Annotated in this window: 2 protein-coding genes and 1 pseudogene; all 3 read right to left on the bottom strand. The window is 34.5% G+C overall.

Annotated elements, in window-relative coordinates:
* Positions 1-196, bottom strand: a pseudogene (locus OZD64_RS00030) (collagen-like triple helix repeat-containing protein); the annotation flags it as partial.
* A gap of 128 nt (positions 197-324) precedes the next feature.
* Positions 325-567 carry a hypothetical protein gene (locus OZD64_RS00025; RefSeq protein WP_274999088.1) on the bottom strand — a complete coding sequence of 81 codons (243 nt, stop codon included), beginning with the start codon at positions 565-567 and terminating at the stop codon, positions 325-327.
* 1 nt (position 568) lies between these two features.
* The gene (locus tag OZD64_RS00020) at positions 569-712 is read right to left on the bottom strand and encodes a hypothetical protein (protein WP_174517021.1); all 144 of its coding nucleotides are present in this window, start codon (positions 710-712) and stop codon (positions 569-571) included.
* Positions 713-866 lie beyond the last annotated feature (154 nt).

The raw sequence follows: 866 nt of genomic DNA, 5'->3' as shown, positions 1-866 counted from the left end.
ATGCATCATCAACACCTTTTTTGGTATAGATACCATTATCATCAGCACCTTTTGCTAATTCTGGTATTAAAGCATCCACAACAGCTTTTTTTGCAACTTTTGTTGCAAGATCTGCAGTTTTAACAAACGCAGTATCTGCATCATTTTTAGTGTATACTTTATCGGTAAAATCAGTAGAAGCAATTATAGCATCCACGACATCTTTCGCTGCAGCTTTTGTTTTAAGCTCTGTAGCTTTGACAAAAGCAGTGTCTGCATCAGTTTTAGTGTAAACATCTGCAGTATTAGCTTTGTTGGCTAGATCAGCTGCACCAGCTTTCTCTCCTAGCTCAGCATCGACGTAATTCTTGTCAGCTTTTTTGCCAACTCATCATTTACATTTCTTTTAGTGTAAACATCTGCAGTATTAGCTTTCTTTCTCAACTCATCATCCACACCTTTTTTAGTATATATACCTTTATCATTAGCACCTTTATTGAGTTCCACTATCAATTTTCCTAAAAAATTTTTGTTAGTTGCAAGGTTTTCTATTGTATCTATTGTACTCAATTTTTCACTCAACGCCATATCACCCTCCATTAATTACAAAAACCATAGCATGCATGAAAATAGTATAATTTTCGTTAATGTTAGATTTTACATAAGATTTCCTTGAAACTTGTTGTTTCAGAATTCTTCTCTTGTCATTCAAGTGTGTAGCAGATGATGTCATTCCAGTCTGGAATCCAGCCTTTATTATGCAGCCACTTATTTAAAGTTAAGTTTTCTGGATCCCAGTGGGCTTTGTTGCATCGCTAGCTATGATGGATTAAAGATAAAAAAGGTGGAGAATATCAGTAGCTTATTATTCTGGTATTTATAACAAG

Origin of the sequence: Wolbachia endosymbiont of Drosophila tristis, assembly GCF_028981745.1 — a bacterium.
GTDB classification, from domain to species: Bacteria; Pseudomonadota; Alphaproteobacteria; order Rickettsiales; family Anaplasmataceae; genus Wolbachia; species Wolbachia pipientis.
This window is presented reverse-complemented; position numbering and strand designations above follow the sequence as displayed.